The sequence below is a fragment of the Marinomonas dokdonensis genome (genome assembly GCF_052747885.1).
The window spans coordinates 277,695-301,267 of sequence record NZ_JBRAND010000002.1; the positions used below are offsets into that span (position 1 = coordinate 277,695).

At 45.0% G+C, this 23,573-nt stretch carries 17 protein-coding genes; 4 read left to right on the forward strand and 13 right to left on the reverse strand.

All coding sequences use genetic code 11. The features are described from left to right. Nucleotides 1-31: 31 nt before the first annotated feature. The 4 genes from ACUM5Y_RS05800 to ACUM5Y_RS05815 all read right to left on the reverse strand — a co-directional run bounded on the left by ACUM5Y_RS05800 (nt 32) and on the right by ACUM5Y_RS05815 (nt 5,968). On the reverse strand, nt 32-1,702 hold the full coding sequence (locus ACUM5Y_RS05800) for a methyl-accepting chemotaxis protein (protein ID WP_445975924.1): 1,671 nt from the start codon (nt 1,700-1,702) through the stop codon (nt 32-34). Nucleotides 1,703-1,877: 175 nt separating this feature from the next. Beyond that, nucleotides 1,878-2,513: an RluA family pseudouridine synthase gene (locus ACUM5Y_RS05805; RefSeq protein ID WP_445975925.1), complete on the reverse strand. Its 636-nt coding sequence runs from the start codon at nt 2,511-2,513 to the stop codon at nt 1,878-1,880. A gap of 6 nt (nt 2,514-2,519) precedes the next feature. Beyond that, complete coding sequence (gene rapA, locus ACUM5Y_RS05810; protein ID WP_445975926.1) at nt 2,520-5,348, reverse strand: RNA polymerase-associated protein RapA; 2,829 nt, start codon at nt 5,346-5,348, stop codon at nt 2,520-2,522. Between the two features lie 2 nt (nt 5,349-5,350). Beyond that, on the reverse strand, nt 5,351-5,968 hold the full coding sequence (locus ACUM5Y_RS05815; RefSeq protein WP_445975927.1) for a YigZ family protein: 618 nt from the start codon (nt 5,966-5,968) through the stop codon (nt 5,351-5,353). 66 nt (nt 5,969-6,034) lie between these two features. Between ACUM5Y_RS05815 and ACUM5Y_RS05820 the strand changes: the two genes are divergently transcribed. Further along, a complete protein-coding gene (locus tag ACUM5Y_RS05820; RefSeq protein WP_445975928.1) occupies nt 6,035-7,348 on the forward strand; it encodes a DNA recombination protein RmuC in 1,314 nt (437 codons plus the stop codon). Between the two features lies 1 nt (nt 7,349). Here ACUM5Y_RS05820 and ACUM5Y_RS05825 read toward each other — a convergent pair whose 3' ends face one another. The 5 genes from ACUM5Y_RS05825 to ACUM5Y_RS05845 form a co-directional block, all read right to left on the reverse strand. Next, nucleotides 7,350-8,522 (reverse strand): cation diffusion facilitator family transporter, encoded by a 1,173-nt coding sequence (locus tag ACUM5Y_RS05825; protein ID WP_445975929.1) that lies wholly within the window; start codon nt 8,520-8,522, stop codon nt 7,350-7,352. An 11-nt stretch (nt 8,523-8,533) separates the two neighbouring features. After that, nucleotides 8,534-9,445 (reverse strand): recombination-associated protein RdgC, encoded by a 912-nt coding sequence (locus ACUM5Y_RS05830; protein ID WP_445975930.1) that lies wholly within the window; start codon nt 9,443-9,445, stop codon nt 8,534-8,536. Between the two features lie 2 nt (nt 9,446-9,447). Then, nucleotides 9,448-10,026, reverse strand: coding sequence for a thymidine kinase (locus ACUM5Y_RS05835; protein ID WP_445975931.1), 579 nt, complete (start codon nt 10,024-10,026; stop codon nt 9,448-9,450). Between the two features lie 62 nt (nt 10,027-10,088). Next, the gene (ybfE, locus tag ACUM5Y_RS05840) at nt 10,089-10,379 is read right to left on the reverse strand and encodes a LexA regulated protein (RefSeq protein WP_445975932.1); all 291 of its coding nucleotides are present in this window, start codon (nt 10,377-10,379) and stop codon (nt 10,089-10,091) included. 86 nt (nt 10,380-10,465) lie between these two features. Then, nucleotides 10,466-12,514, reverse strand: a complete 2,049-nt coding sequence (locus ACUM5Y_RS05845; protein WP_445975933.1) for a carboxy terminal-processing peptidase — start codon at nt 12,512-12,514, stop codon at nt 10,466-10,468. Nucleotides 12,515-12,636: 122 nt separating this feature from the next. Here ACUM5Y_RS05845 and ACUM5Y_RS05850 point away from each other — a divergent pair, with 122 nt between their 5' ends. Beyond that, entirely contained in the window at nt 12,637-13,941 is a 1,305-nt protein-coding gene (locus ACUM5Y_RS05850) for a M18 family aminopeptidase (protein WP_445975934.1), read from the forward strand. A 72-nt stretch (nt 13,942-14,013) separates the two neighbouring features. Here ACUM5Y_RS05850 and ACUM5Y_RS05855 read toward each other — a convergent pair whose 3' ends face one another. Continuing rightward, nucleotides 14,014-15,330: a TolC family outer membrane protein gene (locus ACUM5Y_RS05855; protein WP_445975935.1), complete on the reverse strand. Its 1,317-nt coding sequence runs from the start codon at nt 15,328-15,330 to the stop codon at nt 14,014-14,016. Nucleotides 15,331-15,512: 182 nt separating this feature from the next. Next, complete coding sequence (locus ACUM5Y_RS05860) at nt 15,513-16,760, reverse strand: hypothetical protein (protein ID WP_445975936.1); 1,248 nt, start codon at nt 16,758-16,760, stop codon at nt 15,513-15,515. Between the two features lie 106 nt (nt 16,761-16,866). Between ACUM5Y_RS05860 and xni the strand changes: the two genes are divergently transcribed. Together xni and gltX are read left to right on the forward strand one after the other, a co-directional pair. Then, entirely contained in the window at nt 16,867-17,658 is a 792-nt protein-coding gene (xni, locus tag ACUM5Y_RS05865; protein ID WP_445975937.1) for a flap endonuclease Xni, read from the forward strand. Between the two features lie 171 nt (nt 17,659-17,829). Next, the gene (gene gltX / locus ACUM5Y_RS05870; protein ID WP_445975938.1) at nt 17,830-19,311 is read left to right on the forward strand and encodes a glutamate--tRNA ligase; all 1,482 of its coding nucleotides are present in this window, start codon (nt 17,830-17,832) and stop codon (nt 19,309-19,311) included. Between the two features lie 74 nt (nt 19,312-19,385). Here gltX and ACUM5Y_RS05875 read toward each other — a convergent pair whose 3' ends face one another. Together ACUM5Y_RS05875 and ACUM5Y_RS05880 are read right to left on the reverse strand one after the other, a co-directional pair. After that, nucleotides 19,386-21,272 carry a methyl-accepting chemotaxis protein gene (locus ACUM5Y_RS05875; RefSeq protein WP_445975939.1) on the reverse strand — a complete coding sequence of 629 codons (1,887 nt, stop codon included), beginning with the start codon at nt 21,270-21,272 and terminating at the stop codon, nt 19,386-19,388. 304 nt (nt 21,273-21,576) lie between these two features. Then, a complete protein-coding gene (locus ACUM5Y_RS05880) occupies nt 21,577-23,463 on the reverse strand; it encodes a methyl-accepting chemotaxis protein (RefSeq protein ID WP_445975940.1) in 1,887 nt (628 codons plus the stop codon). Between the last annotated feature and the right edge of the window lie 110 nt (nt 23,464-23,573).

Consider the following 23,573-nt stretch of genomic DNA (forward strand, 5'->3'; position numbering starts at 1 on the left):
GAGTGAAAGCCGCTTGCCATCTTGACCGATTTTAAACCTTAAACTTATCCGTAATTTGTTTAATCAGCTGAGATTGCTCTTCTAATTTGGCCATTTGTTGCGCCGTTTTAGCAGAGTCTTCGCCGATGTTTTCCGCAAGAGAGGCAATGCCTGAGACATTTTGCGAAATACTGTTGGCTACTTGGGATTGCTCGTTGGCCGCATTGGCTACTTGCACATTCATCAGCGTCAAATTCTTAATGGATTCGGTGCTGGAGGCAATGATGTCATTAATTTTTGCCATGGCTTCCGTTACTTTTTCACGCTGTGAAACCGAACCCTTCATATCATTGATGGTCTTTTCAGCACTGGCTTGCAACTTCTCCAAGATGTCTTTGATCTCTACAGTGCTTTCTTGGCTACGTTGTGCCAGACCTCGAACTTCATCCGCGACAACGGCGAAACCTCGGCCTTGTTCACCAGCGCGGGCGGCTTCAATAGCGGCGTTCAGCGCCAGTAGGTTGGTCTGTTCAGAAATGCCTTGAATAACCCCAAGGGCAAGGTTGATTTCTTCGACGTTGACGCCAACCACTTCAACAGAGTTTTCCACGTTGTGAAGTACACGGCTTAGCTCTTCTAGTTGTTGGCCAGACACTTGTACTTGTTTAACCACTTCTTGGATTTCCGTTTCGGTATTCTCCGCCGTTAATTTAGTCGATTTAGCGTTGTCGGCGATCTCAATAGAGTTAGACGCCATTTCTTCGATGGCGGTGGCTACCATGTTGGTTTCATCAATCTGCTTGTTGGAAACCTGCTCAAGTTTTTGTTTTTGCTGATTCGCATTTGCAGAGATAGCGTGCAGTGCATCACTAGACTTCTTAAGCTCGCGAATGTCTAGGGCCATGGACTCAAGGAATTGATTAAAGCTCATGGCGATATTATTCAAAATATCAATGGAGCTGCTAGGGAGTTTTTGGCTTAAGTCCCCTCGACCAGAGGCTAGGTCATGTACAGATTTACTAAGATGGCTCAGAGCATTAAGAATCGTTTGCGACGATAAAATGACAATGAATGTCAGGCCTGCAAAAATCACCGCCAAGATGATAAAGCTGCTGACTAAGCTTTCATTTTGAATATCATCAATGGAGGAGTGGATACCACCAATGATGGCGTCGGTACTATCAATGTAAAAGCCGGAACCCACCACTATGTCCCATTTTTTGATGTATACCGCATAACCGTATTTTTCTGCGGCTTCTGTGCTGCCAGGTTTCGGGAAAAAGAAGATGCTGTAACCGTCCCCTTTCATGGCAGCGTTGACGATATCTTGTATAAATAGGTTGCCCGCTTTATCTTTTGCTTGCCAGAAATTACCCCCTATAGGAGCACCAGCACCGTGCATGACACGTTTGCCCTTGGTGTCGTAGGCATACAAATAACCCTGGCCATTATCAAACTTGATCTTATTTAATTTAGCGAGTGCATCGGCCAAGCCTTGGGTACCAGGCTTGTTTATATCGTCTTGAATGGTGCTGATAGAGGAATCAAGAACCGTTTTTAAACGATTTTTCTCGATTGCAATGGTGGAGTTTTCGACAAGACTAGAGACGCCACTATTGACCTCTGAAAGTGTTTTTATCTGAATAAATGCACTGATAACCGCAATTAATAAAAATGGCAGAAAAGACAGCAAGTAAATGCGCAGCTTTAAGGATTTGAACATAATGGGTGAGTTCTCATAAAGGTTCTATTTAATATCTACCTAGCTTGTGACCAGGCCTTTCAGAGTATATCGGTTACTTCACTAGCAAGTTTAGTGACATGGTGTGATTATTCGAGTTTATTGTAATTTTGCCCCTTTAGCCTTGTCTAGTTTTGTAAAATCCACCTTTAGCTCATTAAAAGGGGCAGGGGGCAACAAAGGCTAGCCAAGCACCAGTAAAAGGGTGGCGAAACTCAATGCGATAGGCGTGCAGCAATAACCTTGGCTCGTTATTAAATAGCGCATCGTAGAATTCATCTCCAACAATGCCATGCCCCAAGCTTTGCATATGCACTCTAAGTTGATGAGAGCGACCTGTATAAGGAATTAACCGTACTCGAGTGAGATCATTTTCGTAACTCAAATGCTCCCATAAGGTAATGGAATCTTTGCTCCACTGATCAGTACAAACGATCTGACGAGGGCGATTGGGCCAGTCACACCTTAAGGGTTTTCGCACTTCACCGCGTTCTCCCATGAGCCTGCCCCGTACTAATGCACGATACTCTTTTTGGACTTCTCGTTCTCGAAAGTGGGCATACATACGCTTTTGGCATTCGTGGGTTTTTGCCACCAAGATAAGCCCAGAGGTGGCTTCATCCAATCGGTGAATCGCAAACGCCTCACCAAAAGTGAGTTCAGCACGATGCAAAATAGAGTCTTGCTTATCTGGCCCTCTACCGGGCACAGATAAGCAATTAGCAGGCTTGTTGATGACTGCGAACCAGTCATCTTCATACAAGATGTCTAACATTGAGAGGTTTGTTTTCACTCAAGGTTATTCCGGCTTAGTGGTCAAAATGATACGGATGGCATCCAAACGAATTTGGTGCTCATCAATGCGTACTAAGCCTTCTTGCATGTTTTTCTCAAGTTGCAGAATGTCTTCATCGCTGATGGCGTCGTTATAAGCTTGTAGCTCAGATAGACGCTCAATCTCATTTTGACAGCGATGCTGATAAGCTGTTTTGGCTGATTGCACAATAGGACGAGCCTGATCTTGCGCATTCAGCTGGTGGGCTTGCAAGACCTCAATAAGGTCTTTTCGCAGGGCTGCAACCCATTGCTCAGCGACACGGTTGGGGACACCTTTGAGTTTTTCAGCCCATTTATCCGCCGTAAACTGCTGATGAAGGAACTTACCGTTCGCATCCGACAACTGCCACATAGGGGTCATAGGTAAAGACTGAGCAAGTTTTAACCTTGGGTGTGCCGTGGCTTCAATGATAAACATACTCTCCACCAACACTGTACCCTCTGGTAGTGCAGCGATAGGCAAGATAGCCGAAGTCAGTTTGCCTGAATCAAAGCCCTGTACTTCATCCATCAGCATGGTGATTAACGGGTGCTCCCAAGTGGCAAAGGCAACATCTTCCCTTTGGCTTGCTTGACGGCGATCCAGCATGAGCATTTTGCCTTCTTCTTCAATGCCGGGTAAGGCTTCGAGCATCATGTCACTGGAAGGGCGTAAGAACCACGCGCTCTTTTCAGGGTCATCGTTGATACAGTCGGCATAGATGTTGAAAGCGTGGGTTACCTGTTCAATATAATGATGCAGCCCTTTGGTGGCTTGGTCATTGATTTGATCGATCAAGGCTCTGGCTTGCTCAGGGCGACACGAGCTCATTTCCAGTAGACGATTGCGACCTTCTTCCATTTGCTTAAGAAGGGCTTCATGGTAAAGGTTAGCTTCTTGCAGTAAATCTGCATCGTCATCTTGGCCATGTAGGTAAGCATGCAAACTATCACCGAAAGCTTCTTCTACTTTGTCACCGGAACCTGTGGTGCGGCAGAAAGCATTTAGGGCATCGTGATACCAGTGGAATAAACGTTGCTGGACACTTTCTTTAATGTAAGGCACATGAATTTGTACGTCATTAAGCTGACCAAGACGATCCAAGCGACCAATACGTTGTTCCAAAAGGTCTGGGTGTTCAGGCAAGTCGTACATTACCAGGTGATGACTAAACTGGAAGTTTCGGCCTTCACTGCCTATTTCGGAACAGACTAGAATTTGCGCGCCTTCTTCATCGGCAAAATACGCCGCGGCTCTGTCTCTGTGTATTAATGGCATTTGTTCATGGAAGTCGGCACTTTGGAAGCCCGCAAAGGTCAGTTGATCATTTAGCCATTGGGCCATGTCGGCAGAGTGACAAATGACCAGCACTTTATCCGCTTGGCATTCCAAAAACTCTTTTAACCAAACCCAACGTGGGTCTTGTTCCCATAAGCCATCCGCTACCTCGGATTCAGGCAGAACATGGTGGTTCGCCGACACAAAATGCTCGTTGTTATCCAGCGGGTAAGAATGCAAGTGGCGGCTTGGGAAGCCACCCACTGCCGCACGGGTGTTACGGAACATTTCACGACCCGTACCATGGCGGTCAATCAACCAACTAATGGCTTCGGTAACGGCTTCACTGTATTGACCAGCGCTGGTTGTTGTTAAGCTGATAAACCAATCTTTGCTTTTCACTTCTTCTAAGTAGGCTGCAAAAACTTCAGGCCAATTTAAACCGGTCGCTGGCGCATCTTGTTGAGTATATGGCAGTAGCAATTCTGCCAGTTCGGCAGCTTGTTTAAATTCTTGTTGCTGAGCTTGGTAACGCTCAAAACTGTGGTAGTGATCCGCGTCTAAAAGCTGCAAACGAGAGAAGTGTTCACGTTCACCAGTTTGCTCTGGGGTGGCACTCAGTAGTAATAGAGACTCACTCGCTGCGGCTAGACGAGCCACCACTTGATAGCCAATGCTAGGGGTTTCAGGGTGCCAAGCTAAATGATGCGCTTCATCGACTATCACCATATCCCAACTGGCTTCCAGCATGTGCTGAGTCGCATGTGGGTGTTGGCTGGCCCAATCAATGGGGGCAATGACAAAAGGCTGCTGCTCGAATGGGTTGTCATCCCCTTCCATGTAGTCTTCGTAGACCGCTTCATTGATTAAGGAAAACGGCTGATGGAAGCGACGTAGCATTTCCACTAACCATTGGTGCTGTAGGTTGGTTGGTGTCAATATTAAGGCGCGTTTACATAAACCATTGAGCAGGCGATGGTGCAGTATTAAGCCTGCTTCTAGGGTTTTACCCATGCCGACTTCGTCACACAACAGCGCTCGTGCTTGCGGGCGGTTGGCAATGTCATGGGCTAGGTAAATCTGATGAGGTAGCAATTCAGCTTTTAGGCCCATTAAGCCACGAACATCTGAGGCCGCATGGGCTGCTTGGTGTTCAAGGGTGTGACGGCGTAAGTCAAACCACATACGGCGTGCTGGGGATAAAGCCAGTAAGGAATCGAGTTCGTTTTTGTCGTTGCGTGGGAATTGGATGATGGACTCTTCAAGCCAGTCGTCGTCATCACTAATGCGATATTCGATTAAACCGTCAATTTCTTCCACTTCCAGAACCGTGTAGGTTTCGTCTTGGAAGTGCAGCTGATCACCGACGGTGAGGGTGCGGCGTACTAAGCTGGTTTGCGTGTTAGCATATTGACGATCGGCTTCAGCATCCGGGAAATGTAGGGTGAAAGACTTACCTTGTTTTTCGATAATCATGCCAACGCCGAGATCTGGCTCGTTGCGGCTACTCCATCTTTGTCCTGTTTGATACATGGTTATGCTTTATCCGGTTCAATTAAAGTTAAGCTACCCTGGCATAAGTCGATAAGTGCGACTTTTTGTTGGGGCCAGGTGCGTTCAATAACAGCAAGATCAATGATGATGCTGTCGCTGTAGGTTTTATTGTCAATTTCGATATCACTCTGTTCTAACCAATATTCCACTTTACCCAATAAAGAGTAGGCGATTTTTAGTTGAACGGGTGATCTTGGGTAAATGTTTTCACTTATGGTCTGGCTTAACGCTTCTTGCACAGCTTGGCTATAGGCTCTAACTAAGCCGCCGGCACCGAGTTTTATGCCGCCAAAGTATCGTGTCACCACAAGTGTGGTTTCACCAAAGTCAGAATGTTGTAAGACATTCAGCATGGGCTTGCCGGCGGTTCCTTTAGGCTCCCCATCATCGCTTTGGTCCCACAAATGGGCATTGTTAGGCACACCTGCCACAAAGCACCAGCAGTTATGGTTGGCGTCTGGATATTCTTGTTTGATTTGATCAACAAAGGCTTTGGCCGCGTCACGACCCTTGGTGCGTGCAACATGGGTAATAAACTGACTATTTTTGATTTCAAGATCAAAGCGCTGGGTGTGTGTTGGGCTTAGATAGTAATCCATGTAAACTTATTAACTGAATTCCAGAATGATTGATTTCATTATAAAAAATAGCAGGTTGTTAAATATATGACAGATTGGCAATGGCAAGCCGCGTTAGTGTTGTCCGGCTTTTGCGTGAGTGCAATTTTGCTGTCGGGTGTTGCAGGTCTAATTGTACAGGCTATGCGTCGTCAGTGGCACCTTAGCGAAGCAAAAATGCAGCAACAAAATGAGGAATTACAGCGCCTTTTACAGCAATCTAAGGATCAGGTTCATTATTTAGAGAAAGAATCGCTGACCTTGGAGCAACAGTTTGCTGCAGCCCAAAGTGTCTGGCAAGAAAAGGAAGCCTTTTACCGAGAGCAAAAACGTCAAAACGAAACGGAATTTAAGCAATTGGCCCAAGAGATTATGAGTCACCAAGGGCAACAATTAGCGAAAGAAAACGAACGTCAGCTAGGTACCTTGCTGACGCCTTTGGGCAGTCAGATTCAAAAGTTTCAAGAAAGTGTCGAGAAAAGCTATCAAGAAGAAGCACGAGAACGTTTTTCCTTGGTGAAGGAAATAAAAGGCTTGCAACAGCTTAACCAAAAAATCAGTGACGATGCTCTTAATTTAACTCAGGCATTAAAAGGGCAAAATAAGCTGCAAGGGGGCTGGGGTGAAGTCATTCTAGAGCGCATCCTAGAACGCTCTGGTCTGGAAAAAGGCCGTGAATATGAGGTGCAAGGCTCTTATCAAACCGAAGCCGGCAAACGCTTGCAACCGGATGTAGTGATCTATTTGCCAGAAGGGAAACAGGTAATTGTTGACTCAAAAATGGTCTTGATCAGTTACCTAAGCTATATGGAAGCCCAGACCGATGAGCAAAGAGAGAAAGCCTTAAAGCAACACTTAGAGGCTGTTCGTCGCCATATGAAGGAGCTCAGTGCTAAGTCTTATCATGATTTACCTGGGATTACCTCGTTGGATTTTGTATTGCTGTTTATTCCTATTGAGGCGGCTTTTGGGTTGGCATTACAAGGGGATAATGGTTTGTTTAGCGAAGCGTTCGAGCACAATATCATCATTGTGGGGCCTTCTAATTTATTGGCCACCTTACGCACCATTCAAAATATTTGGCGTAATGAAAAACAGAGTCAGAATGCGATCGAGATCGCACGCCAAGCAGGCGCCATGTACGACAAGTTCTCTGCTTTTGTGCAAGATATGGATGAAATCGGCAGCAAGTTATCTGCGGTGAACCGTAGCCATGATGCGGCCTTGAAAAAACTCACCACTGGTCGTGGAAACCTGATGGCAAGAGCGGAAAAACTGCGCGTCATGGGAGCGAAAACCAGTAAAACCTTGCCTGACCATCATCGCCAAAATGCGTTAGGAGAAGAGGGTCAAGAGGAGTGAATTACTGGTTTGGGTAACGCCAGAGTATTTCCACATCTTTAAGGTAATGAGCCCCTTGTAGATCCATCATAATGCCTGCGTTAGCCTGCTGCTGACTGGTGCGTTCAGCAAGTTTATCGCTGTTGGCAATCAGCTCAATGCTCAGAGTGTTGCCCAAATAATGCAATCGGGTTTGCGGTATGTCTAAATATTGGCTGTGTTGACGCAATAAAAAGCCCAGGTCCGCCATGACTTGGTGACGTGCTGGCAATTGTAAGTGCTTTGGTCTGACAGAGGGATCTGTAGGGCGAAAGCTATCTTTCTGAATGCGATCATCCGTATCTATGTGCACCAAGACATCTTCTACCTGAGGGTGAGCTTGTTTAATGGTGTAGGCCACGAGATCCCCCAAATAGTGCCCCTCACTGACGCTTGCATGACTAGGTACATGAATATGCATGTCTAAGTAAATCTTACCCGCCATGGAGCGCGCTCGAACATCATGGGGCGCCACGACATTTTTTAAGCTGTCTGCCGTCGCTTTAATTTGCTCTATTAATTCTGGGTCGGGGGCTGTGTCCACTAATTCGGCAAGATTATCCCAGATCATGGTGACAGCCATTTTTCCGATTAAAAAGGCCACAATAAAGGAGGCCGCCATATCAGCCCAGGGATAACCTAGGTACACCCCAATGAGGCCAATTAATACCGCAATGGAGGACAAGGCATCACTACGGCTGTGCCAAGCATTGGCAAGCAGTAGTTGGCTGCTAATTTGCTCACCAGCACGCTTGGTGTAGTGAAAAATGGCTTCTTTCACCCCTATGGTGGCGAGTAGAGCAAGGATGCCATACCAAGTGAGTTGTGCTTGCTGGTGGCTATTAAAGGCTTCGTAACCTATACCAATGGCCACTAACATGAGTACAAAGCCTAGAAACACCGTCGTGAGGGTTTCAAACCTTAGATGGCCGTAAGGGTGGTTTTGATCTGGGCCTTGGCGAGCGTTGCTGGCCGCAAAATAAACAAAGACATCGGTGACTAAATCCGATAGAGAGTGAATACCATCGGCCATTAAGGCTTGCGACTGGGAAAAATACCCCGCAAGTATTTTCGCCACGCCCAGTACGGCGTCCCAAAATGCGCCAATGAGCGTGACTCGTTTAGCAATGCTTTGTTCTTCTGCTAACTTAGACATAGTGTTTTAGCCTAGGCCTCATGGGCGGCGTTAATTTCAAACCATAAGGAGTAAGAGGCAAAAAACTCTCTCAAAGTGAGGGACATCAATGAGAAGTTGGCATCCATATCAGCCAAACCGCCCCCTTGGGAGTCATTGAAAGCCGCATCTTTTAAGGTGTCATCAAACTTGATTTTGCGCAGGGTTAGGTCATCATGGAGTACAAAACTCAGTTTATCCGCCCAACGTAGAGCAAGGTTTTTTACGGCCATGCCGTCGGCTAGGTGGCGAGTGACATCGTCAGATAAGGGCTCTAAGGCTTTAAAGCGAATCTTGGCTTTATCTTCGGAGCTGTCTTGGATCTCACATTCATCACCCGTTTCTAAACTAGCTGGCACCTCATTTTTAACCAACCAATCCGTCATTAAGGAAGCTGGAGAAACTTGTGCTTGCAGAGGCATCATTTGGAAGCTGCCTAAGGTTGTTTGCAGATGTTTGAAAAGCTCTTCCGTCATGCTTGCGTTGGTGCTGTTTAAAACAATGATCTTGGCTTCTAGATCAAGGTAAGCCCATATGTCGGTACGTTTTGCAAAGGCTCTAGGGCGTAGCGTAAAGACAAGTTCGTCTTTTAAGTCGGTCTTTTCTTTACGACCTACTTTACGACCTTCAACCAATTCTATTTCGGCTACCTTGCTTTCTAATTCTTCACGGACCACCGCAGAGGGCAGGACTTTTTCTTCTTTGCCGGCGCGGAGCAAGATGCAACGATTGTTAACCAAGCTCCATTGTTCGCTGTTGCGGATAAGCGGCATCCAACCAAATGAAAACTCGTCTTGAGAGCCACATTCTTTTAGTGGGAAATCCGCTAAGCTGTCGATCAGCTTGTTGGTGTCCAGTGATTCAGTGTCTTTTAAATGGAATATTTGCGCGTTGTTGAACCACATAATTAGTTTCTCACAGCTTCTTTAAAATGTTTTCGACAAACAGAAAGGTAACGGTCATTACCACCTATTTGTACCTGATCGCCTTCTTTTACTGGCTTACCGTCACTGTCTAGGCGGATAACCATGGTGGCTTTGCTACCACAATGACAGACGGTTTTTAATTCGATAAGTTTGTCCGATAACGCCAGCAAAGCCTGGCTGCCAGCGAACAGCTCGCCTTGGAAATCCGTGCGGATACCAAATGCTAAGACGGGAATGTTTAACACGTCGACCACATCAGACAGAGCATAGACTTGCTCTTTGGTCAGAAACTGGGCTTCGTCTATTAAGATACAGCTCAGCTCATTGCTTTGGCTTTCCAGCAGAACGGTTTGCATTATGTCCGTATCATTAGTGAACAAGCTGGCTTGGGCGCTAATGCCTATGCGAGAGGTGATCTGGCCTTGGGTAAACCTATCATCTATGGCGGCGGTTAATAATAAAGGTCGCATACCGCGTTCTTTATAGTTGTGAGCCGATTGTAACAATACCGTGGACTTGCCTGCGTTCATTGCAGAGTAATAAAAATACAGTTTGGCCATAAATCCGTCTGTTCTGTCTATGCATCATGGGTGAGCAGGTGAGTATATCAAATTGGATTTCCCTAAGCGGTGACTTTTTTGTTTTTAATTTTTGAGTAACTCAGAGCAATTTGCATGGTAAGCCACTCGGCACGCTTTATGTCGTTGAGCTCACATAACTGATCAAGCTTGGTAATGGTTTCTTGATCCACTACTAATTCCAGCCGTTTTAAACCTTGGGCTTTTTCTTTTTGTCGCTGGACACGTTTATTCACCTTCAATTGATCTTTTCGGGTTAAAGGGTGCTTACGAGGCCGGCCGGGTGGATTGGTAAATAAATCAATGGTGTTTCTATCGGATGACGCTTTAGCCATGGTGCTGTTGGTTCGCTGTAAAAATAGGAGTAATAGGGAAGAGTCGCCCTAAAGGAATGGCCTCCTTTAGGGCGTAAAATTCGCGTTTAGTTTGCCTGTTCTTGCTGAGCCTTTTCACGCTCCGCCAACTGGTTGATGGCAATAAAATCCAGCAGAATTTCTGCTGCTTCCTTGCTGTATACCAGTTTGTCGGTCGGCTCGATATCATCAACCGACTCTATGGCTTCTAAGCCTAAAGCAGCACGACGGGCGTTTTCTCGGTCTAATTCACGCTTTTCTGTCTCTTCATTGATCTGAATACGGGTGTTCTCATTTAAAGAGAGGGTTTTGTATTTGTCCTCATTTTCTCTAAATTCTGCAATTTGATCATTCAAGGCAATAAAGTCAGGGTCTTTTGCCATGCGTGCTTGATGACGTGGTTCTAGAATTGGGAACAAAGAAGGCATATCCCAATAAATAGGGTATCGAGTTTCGTGAATTTTATCCCAAGGAAGAGGTCTGTCTAAGGAGCTTTCACCGACTTTTTCTGTGTCAAAAACACTTGGGAAAATAATGTCTGGTACAACACCTTTGTGTTGCGTCGTTTCCCCAGAGACACGATAAAATTTTGCCTGAGTGATTTTTAGTTGGCCTTTATCGACTTCCTGCAAAGCTTGTACCGTACCTTTACCAAAGGTTTGTCCACCTAAAATAAGTGCTCTGCCATAATCCTGAAGAGCGCCCGCGACGATTTCTGATGCGGAAGCACTCATACGATTGGTCAGTACCGCCAATGGGCCACTGTAGGCAATTTTAGGGTCACGATCACCAAGAGGGGTAATGCGACCATTTTGATCTTGTATTTGAACCGTTGGGCCAGAAGGAATGAATAAGCCAGTTAAGCTGTTGGCTTCTTGTAGGGAACCGCCGCCATTATTTCTAAGGTCTAAAATTAGCGCCACAATACCTTCTTTACGTAGCTCCTCGATTAATTTTTTCGTGTCTTTAGTGGAGCTTTTGTAGTTTTTATCCCCTGCCTGTTGGGCGGCAAAGTCAGAATAGAAAGTCGGTAGTTCAATCACGCCAACTTTGTAGGTATCATCACCTCGGGTGACTTCGACAATCTCTTTTTTCGCGGATTGATCTTCTAATTTAACTTTTTCACGAACGATCTTAATGCGTTTACTGGTTTGTCCTGTGCCTTTGCTGGGGATGATTTCAAGGGTGACTGTGGTGCCTCGCTCGCCGCGAATCATATCGACCACATCATCTAAGCGCATGCCGACAACGTTGATCATTTCTTTGCCTTCTTGGGCAACACCGACAATCTTGTCATTGGGAGACAGTTCGCCTTTTGCGGAAGCTGGGCCACCAGGGATCAGGCGTACGACCTTGGTGTAGTCATCTTCCATCTGTAAGACAGCACCAATGCCTTCTAGGGACAAGCTCATGTTGATGTTGAAAGTCTCTGAGGCCCGTGGGGCAAAATAGCTACTGTGGGGGTCTAGTGCTGCAGTAATGGAGTTCACAAAAATTTGGTAAACATCTACCGCATCCGTTTGGTGAATACGTTTTAGCTGATTTTTAAAACGGCTTGTGAGTACTTCACTGATGGCCTCAGGGGTTTCACCATTAAGTTTTAAAGTCAGAGCACGGTTTTTTAACCGCTTGCGCCAAGTCTCATCTTGCTCTTGTTTATTCTTTGCCCAAGTGTAGTGCTCTGAGTCTAAATCAAGGGATTCATCTAGGGTGTAATCGAATCCTTCAAGCATGGCGCTCAGGTTATTTTCGAGATCAGTAAGCCTTTCTTCCACACGCTTCAGGTAGAGGTTGTAGATGGTGTAGGCGACCTGAGTGTCTCCAGATTTTATGGCATCATCAAAGCGCTTTTTGTAAACGGAAAGGGCGTTAATATCATTTTGTAAAAAGAAACTTTTCGTCGGGTCGAGAGCATCTAGGTAATCTTCGAAAGCCAATTCGGAGATTTGATCGTTGATACTTGGCTTGTTGTAGTGAGTGCCCTCAAGTATTTCTACGATTTCTTTGGAGACTTGAATGTAATCATCTGAAGGTTGTAATTCTTGGAAAGCGAACGCCGGCGATGTTGCGACCGTGAAGCCAGTGAATAGGCAAAATAATAGACGTTTATAGTTCATCCGATAGGGGTTCTCTTGGTCTGTTGGTCAATCATAGGTAAAATCATATTAGACGTGGCGCATTAAGGCCAGCTTAACTGTTAAAAAGTCACTTTTTTAAGGCATTGTCCTACTAGGAATTTATGGAAACTTCTAAGTTTAACGACCAACTATTGTCTTTCTTACAGGCTTCACCAACACCGTTTCATGCGACCGCATCCATGAGCGATGAACTGCGAAAAGCCGGTTTTGTAGAACTGTTTGAAAATGACAACTGGGTAATTGAAGAGGGCGGTAAGTATTTCGTCACTCGTAACGCCTCTTCGCTGATTGCTTTTACAACGCCAACGCTTGATGTCAGCCAAACTGGTTGGCGCATGATAGGTGCTCACACGGACAGTCCTTGTTTAAAGCTTAAGCCTAATGCCCACGTAGAGCGCTTTGGCTACCACCAACTTGGCGTAGAAGTCTATGGCGGAGTATTACTGCATACTTGGTTGGACCGAGATTTATCCATCGCAGGCCGCGTAACCTTTAAAGACAAGGCTGGTGCGGTCACTAGCCGTTTGGTAGATTTTAAAAAGCCCATCGCTGTGGTGCCTAATTTGGCGATCCATATGAACCGTGGTGTGAATGATGGTTTTTCAGTGAACCCCCAAGAAGAGATACTGCCAATTCTGTGTGGGGCTGAAAATACCTTTGAATTGCATGCCTTATTGGTAGAGCAACTTAAAAAACAGCATGACGGCTTAGACATTAGCCACATTTTAGACTTCGAATTAAGCTTGTACGACACTCAAGCACCGGCTTTGGTGGGCTTGCATGAAGAGTACATTTGCTCGGCTAGACTGGATAATTTATTGAGCTGTTTTGTGGGCTTACAATCCCTTATCGACTCAGATTGCCAACGTCCTAGCTTACTTATCTGCACTGACCATGAAGAAATCGGCAGTTTGTCCGCCTGCGGTGCCAATGGCCCCTTCCTTGATGACGTGCTGCGCAGGCTATCCCCAAATCCAGAGCAATTCGTACAAGCTATTCAGCGCTCTATGTTGGTTTCTGCAGATAATGCTCATGCTTTGCATCCTAACTATGCCAATAAACATGACAAGCTGCATGCCCCAGGTATCAATAAAGGGGCTGTGATTAAGGTGAATGCGAACCAAAGGTATGCAACCAACAGTGAGACCGCTAGTGTGTACCGTGACATTGCCGCAGAGGAAAATTATGAAGTGCAGTGTTTTGTAGTGCGCAGTGACATGGCCTGCGGTAGTACCATAGGCCCTATTACTTCGGGAGAGATTGGGGTGCCAACCATAGATATAGGTTTGCCGACCTTTGGGATGCACTCTATTCGCGAGCTGGCGGGCAGTCAGGATGCCTTCGGCTTGTATAAAGTGCTAGTTCGCTTTACCCAGCGAGACGCTTTAATTTCACGACCTGCTTAAGTTCTCTTACAGACAAAACAAAATAGGCCGCTTTAAAAGCGGCCTATTTTTTGGGCTAGCTGGAAAGTGCTGTTATTTCTGTACTAGCCATTTATCCAGAGCTTTGATTTCTTCTTCGGTCAATTCACCTGTCACTTCTAAAAGATTTAGACGTTGCAGAATGAAATTGTAACGGGCCGTTTCGTAGGAGTTTTGTGCATCGTAAAGATTTGATTGAGCGTCTAGCAGCTCAACCAAGTTACGTGTTCCCACATCGTAGCCTGCTTTGGTGGCTTCAAGGGCGCTGGTTCTTGAACGAATTAACTGTTCTTGAGCAGCAATCTGAGCAACGGAAGTTTGAAGCTCAAGCACCAAGGAGCGAATGTTTAACTCAATGCTTTGTAAGGCACTGGCTCTAAGTTCTTCTGCTGCGGTCGCGCTGGCTTGGGCTTGTCTAACCGATGCATTGATCGCGCCACCGCTGTACAGTGGAATACTGACACCTAGACCGATCGATGCATACTCAGTGTTACCGTTGGTACTACGGCTAGGGGAGTAGTCATAGTTGGCGTGGGATAAAGAACCTGTCAATGACACAGTAGGCGTACGGCCACTGGCTTTTTGGATGCTGATATTGTTTTGAGCCGATTGAACGTCAATGTCTAGGGCTTGAATGTCTTTATTGTTGCGACGGGCTTTATTGATCAGTGAATCCACTGTCATGTCAGCATTTAAACGAATTGGGAAGTCGTCTGCTAATTCAGGGATGCTACTAATGGTACGTCCGGTTCTTTGGTAAAGCGCTTGCTGGGCATAAGCAACATCGGAGCGAGCACTAAGCTCGGTTACACGAACTGAGTCGTATTCTGCTTGAGTGTCTTGTAGGTCAGTGATAGAGGCTAGACCAACTTCGTATTGCTTTTTCGCTCTGTCCAGTTGACTCTCAGTGGCTTTTACTTGTGCCTGAGTGGTCTTTAACGTGGCCTGAGCAATCAATAATTGGAAGTATTCCGTAAGCGTTGTTAAGGCTAAGTCTTCTTCTGTGTTGGCAAGAGACAATTCAGCGCTTTGAGAACCAAGTTTTACACCGTCTACTGCATAAGTTAGTGCAGGGGAGTAAATTGGGTAGTCCATATCTAGAGATAAAGATTGAGCAAGGCCGCTATCGTCGTAAACTGGGCTGCTGGTCTTGTCGTAAGTTAAACCGCCACTGAAGGTTAGGCTAGGGTAAAGGTTGCCCTCGCTTACGGTAACGCCCTCTTTTTGTGCTTGGAAAGTTGCTTGAGCGGCTCTTAGGCCTGGGTCACTTTGCTTGGCAAGTTTGTAAACTTCGAAAAGAGTTTCTGCATGGCCAGTTGTGCTGTTTAAAATGGCGGCAGTAATCAGTGAGGTTAGAATATGCTTTTTCATGGATATTAGTCGGCTCTTAGTATGAAATACAGTTATACTACCTTAGTTAACTAACCTGTGGCAGTGAGACATTGCTATATCTGTTATGAATCCTGACAATATCATAACGTAACTTTTTGCATCTGCTTAGAATATGAAATCATATTGTTTTAGTTTCCATATTTCTTAAACTTTTGACTGGTTTATTTTTGCTGCTGTAGAGTGTATCGCCAAACGCGCTTTTCGTTTGCATTTAACGTACCAGTTATTTCAACACTGTTGGCAGTATTTTGTCGTAACCCCGCCACGCCATTCTCAACGCTTAATAAAGCATTGCTACTTTGAATAATCTTATAGGCTTGGCGCTGATTAGAATGATTTTCTAAGGAAGCTTCCCAGACTTGTCTATTGGGTAAACTGGTCGAAGTAGAACTGATCAATTTCAGCTGACCACTAATATCTTGGCTGGTGTTCGTGTTAATACTTGTCGTAGTGCCTTTACGCAGTTTTTCTAGGGCGGTGGCGTTTGCTGGAATTAATAAACCGTCCTCTGTTTGCCAAAATACCTGATACACCCCGGGCATAGAATCTTGATTAACGGTAAAGCTCAATTCACTGTTAAATTTGAGCTCTATGTCGCCACGACTATTAGCGTGAGTGAAAACTTGTGCCGAATGTTGCTTCTTATCGACCTGACTGTGCCCCGTTTGCAAGGGATATAAAGTATCCGAATAAGCGGGTAGGGTAAGAGCTTGAGCTAAAGGGTAGGTCACTTCATTTTCATTAAATTGTACGGACGCAGGTTGCGAGTCATTAAGCATTACGGCTTTGCCCATAGCGGCCCGCTCTGTTGGCCTTGCGGTGTTGGAGTAATGCAGTAGGCTATTGTCTAGATCAATTGGTTTATCTGCATTGTTGTGGATCAGCGCTCGCTGGAAAAAGCTAAGCTCTTTTCCGTTAATAATTAGGCTTAGTTGGGGCGTCCAAGAAAGTTGGTTGGTCTGATAGCTAATGCTTTGAGGGTATTTATCTGCTTGTGGTGCGGGGATGGATTTATCCAGAGGAACCAAATAGAAATCATTGATGGGTAATTCAACAATGCGATTTTTTACCATTAATAAAAAATTCCCAGACTGGGGGGAAACCTTTTTCAGCACACCTGTGTAACTGAGCGTTTGTAAGCGGCTATCTACGCGAACCAAACGCTCAACCTCTTGTAACCAATAATTAAAAGGCGTTTCCTTAGGGAGAGGCATGCTCGAGAAATCTTCTTGTAACGGCATTAGGGTATTACGATTGGCCTCTAAGGTAAGTTTACCTGCCTTGGTGGTGTCGATAACTTGGCTGGCATTAAGGCCAATCACAGCTTGAATAGGGGCAGCGTAAATACTCTGCACTGAGCAACAGATAGTCAATAAAGTGGCATAGGTAGTGAAAGGCCGAAACATCATTTAAATTCCTTTTCTCAGCTAAGTAAGACAGTTAGCCAGTTTCTAGTGGAAAACAGTTAGAATAAACTAGTATCAAATAATTGTGACAAAAAGATAAGGTCTTGGGGTGGAAAAAAAGTTTTTAATTATCGACGGCATGAATTTAATTCGCCGACTGTACGCTGCTCTCGAGTCAGAAACGGATGCGGTTCGCAGAGTGGAACGCTGTCAAAGCATTACCGTGGATGCGCTGGCCAAACTTAGCCAGCAATTTAACCCAAGTTATGCGGTGATAGTGTTTGACTCAAGTGGTCAAACTTGGCGTCACAAGCTGTATCCAGAATACAAGTTGGGCCGTGTACCCATGGACGATACCCTGCATGACGCCATTCCAAGCTTTGCGAAGTTATTGCGTTTTAACGGCTTTCCTTGTTTGCGAATGGAAGGCTGGGAGGCGGATGACTTAATCGCCACCTTAGCCGTGAAAGCAGCCGCGAACCAGATTAAGTCCTACATTATTTCCACCGACAAAGGCTTCACCCAGTTGTTAGAGGATGAGCATATTTTACAATATGACTATTTTGCTAAGTTGGGCTATGACAAGGCTTGGGTGCCCGGTAAATATGGAGTAGAACCCCATCAGTTATTGGATTATTGGGCCCTAGTAGGGGACACCACTAACCGTATTCCTGGGGTTAAAGGTATTGGCCCTAAAACAGCCGTGACCATTATTCAGCAACAGCCTACTTTAGAGGCAATTTATGCTAACCAAGAGGCGTTCGCGCCGCGTATTCAGGGTTTGTTAGCGGGGGGCTATGAGCAGGCCATACAGTCCAGACAATTGGTTCAGCTTAAAGTAGATGTGGACATCGGAGTGCGATTATCGCAATTACGTTATCACCCTAAAACGGCAAACTAATAGGCTATATAAGCCATCATCTTATCTTCTTGTTTTAATCCAAACGATTTCCCTCCAAAGGAGGGCATTGTCAGGAAGTAAATCCCTAAAAGAGCTGTGTTTACCCCTTACCGAGAAGGTCTCTGAAGACTATAATAGCCGCATTTGTAGAAACGGATAGATGAGATCAATATGTCTGAGGTTAGAACTCGTATAGCACCATCGCCTACTGGTGACCCACACGTAGGTACGGCATACATTGCCCTGTTTAATATGGCTTTTGCTCGTAAAATGGGCGGTAAATTCATTTTACGTATTGAAGATACAGACCAAACTCGCAGTACCCCAGAATCAGAAAAAATGATTCTTGATGCTTTGCGTTGGTTGGGTCTGGATTGGGCGGAAGGACCAGATGTGGGTGGTGAATACGGTCCTTACCGTCAGAGTGAGCGTGGTGACATTTACGGCCAATATGCACAACAGCTGGTGGAACAAGGTCATGCATTCTATGCCTTTGAAACCCCAGAAGAATTGGATCAGATGCGCATTGAGCAGAAGGAACAAGGTCTTCCTCAAAAATACGATGGCCGTGCTTTGGCGCTGTCTGCCGAAGAAGTGCAAGCTAAGTTAGACGCTAATGTGCCCTATGTTATCCGTATGAAAGTACCGGAAGAAGGCACTTGTGTTGTGCAAGATATGTTACGTGGCACCATCGAGATTGACTGGGCTCAAGTTGACATGCAAGTGCTTTTGAAAGCCGACGGCATGCCTACTTACCACCTTGCCAATGTGGTTGATGATCACTTAATGAAAATTACCCATGTGATCCGTGGTGAAGAATGGATTAACTCTGCGCCTAAGCACATTTTGCTTTATCAATACTTTGGCTGGGATATGCCAACGCTATGTCATATGCCTTTGTTGCGTAACCCAGATAAATCTAAGCTGTCTAAGCGTAAAAACCCGACCAGTATTCTGTACTACCAACGCATGGGTTATATGTCGGAAGCCGTCATTAACTACCTAGGTCGTATGGGTTGGTCTATGCCGGATGAAAGAGAGAAATTCTCTTTAGATGAAATGATCGAGCATTTCGATATTCAGCGCGTATCTCTGGGTGGCCCAGTATTTGATGTAGAGAAACTTAGCTGGCTAAACGGCATGTGGATTCGTGAAAACCTTAGCCCTGAAGCCTTCGCTCAAAAATATGTTGAGTGGGCGTTAAACCCTCAATATCTTATGCAGATCCTACCTTTGGTTATGCCAAGGGTTGAAACCTTCTCTGATGTGGCGGACGTGGCAGGATTTTTCCTAAAAGGCATGCTGAACATTAGCAAAGAAGATTTCTCTACCATTAAAATGGAAGAAGAAACCTTGCGTAAAGCGATGCAGTTCTCCTTGTGGCGTTTAGAAGCCCTCAATCAATGGAACAAGGATAATATCTTTACTGAGCTTAAAGCCTTAGCGGTAGCGATGGAAATTAAACCAAAGGACTTTTTCGCGCCTTTGTTTGTGGCGATTTCTGGTTCTACTGCCTCCGTTTCCGTATTTGATTCAATGGCTATTCTTGGTTCGGACATTTCCCGAGCACGTCTGCGTACGGCCGTAAATGTGTTAGGTGGGCCTTCTAAGAAAGAAGCTAAGCGTTGGGAAAAAGAGTATTCCGCGTTGTAATCACCTTAAGTAGAGACAAAAAAACCAATCTTGGCGAAAGCTAAGATTGGTTTTTTTATGGCTAGTTGATCAAGTTAAGAAGTTGTAAAGACTCGAGTCTTAGCGTCTAAGCTACTCACCTGCTCATGGATGTGGCGGGTGTTGCCTTCAATGCTATTAATACTCGCGTTATCGCTCTGTAGTTGCTGAGCAATTTTATCCATTTCCTCACTCATATGTATCGCCGTTTTGGCAACTTCTTGGATAGAGCGGGCCATATCGACAGAGGTGGATGAGCTGGTTTGGGCATTGAGCTCAATTTCACGAATGGCTTGTTCAGCTTTTTCACTGTATTCCTCAATGGCATGCAAGCTGGCTTGGCCGTTCTCCATGGTTTGTATGGCAGTTTGTGTCGAGGTCTGGATAGTGCCGACTATGTCGGTAATTTTAGCCGTTGCGTCGACTGTTTTCTCTGCAAGGGAGCGCACTTCATCTGCCACCACCGAGAAGCCGCGACCCGCTTCACCTGCTCGTGCAGCTTCAATGGCGGCGTTGAGAGCCAGTAGGTTGGTTTGGTTCGCTAGGTCGTTGATCATTCCTATCACGTTATCAATGTCTTTTGATAATTTGCCTAGTTCATTTAGCTGTACACCCGTTTGATTCACTATGGTAATGGTGCCAGACAGGTTCGACAAAGCACCTTTGATGGTCTCTGCGCCAACTTTCGCTGAGTCATAAGTGTTTTGTGATTGTGAACTGAGTTCTTCCGTTGTATTGGAAATACTGGTAATGGTAACGGAGATTTCTTCGGTTGCAGCTGCCACGGAATTTGTCTGTTCACTCACCGAGCGGTTGCTGTTGGCGATATTAGTCACTGCAGAATTGAGCTCAGATACCATGCTGTTAACATCTTGGGTGGTATGAACCACATCGCCAATAACAGAGCTTAGTCCTGTGGTCATTTCATTCACAGAAGAACATAGGGAATCAAACTCATCACTGCGTTTAGTGTTTACATTGAGTCGAGCAGTCAAATCACCATTTTTAACCTTACCCAAATCCGAGATAATTTGATTAAGTGTTTTATTAACACTGCGACCAATCCCAAACATGAGCAAGGAAGCAATCGCCGCCACTATGATGCTCACTAAGATCAAACTAATGCTGGCTTGCTGAGAGCTATCCGAGGCTTGTTGTTGAGCATCAATGACGGCATTTTGCATAAAGTCTGTGGCCACAGCAGTGGCCTCTAGGAAACTTTTTCTTGTGTTATCAAAGGCTTTTTGAGCATCGCTTAACGCTAAGGTCTCGTCTGCATATTCGTTGAAGGCGGTAAAATAGGCTTCAATATTAGCGCCAAAGCGATCTTCTAAACCAAAGCTAACAACTTTTTCAAAGAAGGCCTCATAGCGAGTAATGAATTCAGCTTTATTTTCAACGGTCGGTTCGAAGATATAGTTTTTTTCAGCTTCTTGAACAGGAAGGAGCTCTTGATGAATTAGGGTTAAGAAGGAGATTTCTTGTGAAACTACTTCTCCTAAAGAGGCAATTTTACCTTTTAGACCAGAAGAAATGCCAAAGCCCACTTTATGTTGTTGGGCTTCTAGTAGTATTAGAGAGTCGCTGTATTGCTGTAATGCAATCTCGACATTTTTCATCTTTTGCTGACCTTCGGAGTCACTAATACTTTGTGTGTTAACTTCAAGGGTTTGCAATAGTTGGCTGTGGTTGGTCTCAAGGGCCGCCATGAACTCTTCATAATGGCTGTCATCAAGAGCAATGAGGGATTGGTATTCTTCCATCAAGCTGATGGTCAATGAGGCAAGATCTTTATCAATTTTAGTGAGGCTTTGGAATTTTTGTGAGGCGATGGTTTGATCTTTTAATCCGCCAAGGGCTACCAAGGTCACCACAATAAAACCCAAAATCGCGGAGCTTAAGAGAGCAATAAGTTTGGTGCGAAAGCTGAGGTTTTCTAGCATAGATTTACCCATATCATTTAAAAGTCATTAGCTTAGTAAAGGTCGGTTACAAAAAGTAACGAAAATTACTGATTTTTTAACTATAACAGCTTTTATTTTTTTTACATCCCTGAATGTGATGGAAGTTAGTCATAAGAAAAAGACAGTTCCCTGATATTGGCAAGGGCTTAAGAAGGAGAGGCTAGAGTGCGTAGGTCTAAGAAATAAAAAGAGAAGAGTGTTAAATACTGGGATTTATTCACGCCAACAAAAAAGCCAACCTTAGCCTTGGCTAAGATTGGCTTTTTACTGTTAGAGCAAAGCGTTACTGAGTGGTAAATACTCGGGTCTTATCATCTAGACTGTTTACCTGCTCATGGATATGACGAGTGTTTCCTTCGATACTGTTAATACTCGAGTTATCTCTTTGCAGTTGCTGAGCAATTTTGTCCATTTCTTCGCTCATATGGATGGCGGTTTTTGCAACCTCTTGGATAGAGCGGGCCATATCAATAGAGGAAGTTGAGCTTGTTTGAGCATTTTGCTCAATCTCGCGAATGGCTTGTTCAGCTTTTTCACTGTACTCCTCAATAGCGTGCAAACTGGTTTGGCCATTTTCCATCGTTTCTATGGCAGTTTGAGTCGAGGTTTGAATGGTGCTAACTATGTTGGTGATCTTAGCCGTCGCATCCACTGTTTTTTCTGCAAGGGAACGAACTTCGTCTGCCACCACGGAGAAGCCACGACCGGCTTCACCTGCCCGTGCAGCTTCAATGGCCGCGTTGAGAGCCAATAGATTGGTTTGGTTGGCCAGGTCGTTGATCATGCCGATCACATTATCAATGTCTTTAGACAGCTTGCCCAACTCATTAAGTTGCACGCCGGTTTGGTTAACAATGGCAATAGTGCCTGACAAGTTCGACAATGCGCCTTTAATGGTCTCGGCGCCGACTTTTGCGGAGTCATAGGTGTGTTGAGACTGAGAGCTGAGTTCTTCCGTGGTATTGGAGATGCTGGTAATGGTAACGGAGATTTCCTCGGTTGCTGCGGCCACAGAATTGGTTTGCTCACTCACTGAACGGTTGCTGTTGGCGATGTTTGTAACAGCAGAATTAAGCTCAGACACCATATTGTTGACATCTTGGGTGGTATGAACCACATCTCCAATTACTGAGCCTAGGCCTGTAGTCATCTCATTTACCGAGGAGCATAGAGAGTCAAATTCATCGTTACGTTTGGTGTTAACATTAAGTCGAGCGGTTAAATCACCACTTTTAACTTTGCCAAGATCCGTAATGATCTGATTAAGGGTTTTATTAACACTGCGACCTATTCCCAGCATGAGTAGGGAAGCAATGGCCGCAACCACTATGCTAACGAGGATTAAGCTGATACTGGCTTGTTGGGAGCTGTCTGCTGCTTGCTGCTGGGCCTTAGTAACCGCATTTTGCATAAATTCAGTGGCTGATGCGCTGGTTTGTAAAAAGCTTTGGCGGGTGCTCTCAAATACTAGCTGGGCATCCGTTAATGCTAAGGTTTCGGTTGCATACTCGTTGATTGCAGCAAAATAAATTTCAATATTCGGTCCAAAGCGTTCGCTTAATCCAAAGTTTACTACGCGCTCATTAAAGCGCTCATAACGTGTCATGAACTCGGCTTTATTTACATCGGAAGGTTCGAAAATATAATTTTTTTCCGCTTCTCGTACCGGTAAGAATTCTTGTTTAATGAGGCTTAAAAATGAAATTTCTTCTGCTACGACTTCACCGGAAGAGGAAATCTTACCTTTTAACCCAGATGAGCCAGTGAAACCAACTTTGTGCTGCTGAGCCACTAGTTGCTTCAGGGCCTCACTGTATTGGTTTACAGCAACTTTCACATCCAGCATTTTTTGCTGACCTTCTTGGTCACTAAAGCTTTGTGTGTTGGTTTCAAGTGTTTGCAGCAACTCGCTGTGATTGGTCTCAACTTTGCCCATAAATTCATCATATAGGCTGTCATCAAGATTGCTAATGGACTGGTATTCTTCCATCAAGGTGATGGTTAAAGAAGCAAGATCTTTATCGACCTTGGTGAGGCTTTGGAATTTTTGTGAGGCAAGGGTTTGTTCTTTTAAACCGCCTAGGGCAACCAGGGTAACCACAATAAAACCCAAAATCGCTGAGCTTAATAGGGCAATAAGTTTGGTGCGAAAGCTTAGATTCTCTAGCATAGGTTTACCTATATTATTATTTTTAGAGTATTTATAACCTAATAAATGCGTACTTACAAAAAGTAACGATATTACTAATAATTCAACTATAACACTTTTTATTGATTTTA